General features: G+C 67.4%; 1 protein-coding gene. It reads left to right on the top strand.

What is annotated here, in order from left to right; all coding sequences use genetic code 11:
* The first annotated feature begins 7 nt into the window (after nucleotides 1-7).
* Complete coding sequence (locus ACYQ0J_RS00365; protein ID WP_460170242.1) at nucleotides 8-316, top strand: CopG family antitoxin; 309 nt, start codon at nucleotides 8-10, stop codon at nucleotides 314-316.
* Nucleotides 317-469 lie beyond the last annotated feature (153 nt).

Below are 469 nucleotides of genomic sequence, written 5' to 3'. Positions count from 1 at the left end.
GTAAAGCATGAAGAGAAGGCGGAAGGTGCACAGCCTGGAGGAAATCCCCGAGTTCGCCAGTGAGGAAGAGGAGAGCCGTTTTTGGGCGGAGCACGGCCTGGGGGAAGAACTCCTGGCGGAGATGGCCCCACCGCCGGAGGGCCTTCTGCCCCCGGCCCGCCCCAGGACCCGGCCCGTTTCCATACGCCTGGACGAGGACCTCCTGAGGCGGCTCAAGGCCATCGCCCGGAGGAAGGGCAAGGGCTACCAGACCCTCCTCAAGGAGTTCGTGCTGGAAAGGCTCTACGAGGAGGAGAAGCGGGAAGGGGTCATCTAAGACCGCCAAGGGCTTCCTCCAGGAGCCTTAGGGCCCGGTCCAGGTCGGGCACCCGGCCCGGGCGCACCTCGTTCAGATCCAGCCACACTGCCGAGAGGAGGGCGTGGAGCTCCAGGGCCCGCTCCCGGGAGAGGCCGGAAGGGGAGAGGCTCC

The organism is Thermus sp. FJN-A (assembly GCF_054655095.1).
This window is presented reverse-complemented; position numbering and strand designations above follow the sequence as displayed.

Coding starts and splice junctions, on each gene's coding strand:
- ACYQ0J_RS00365 (WP_460170242.1), top strand. CDS start 8: ATGAAGAGAAGGCGGAAGGTGCACAGCCTGGAGGAAATCCCCGAGTTC.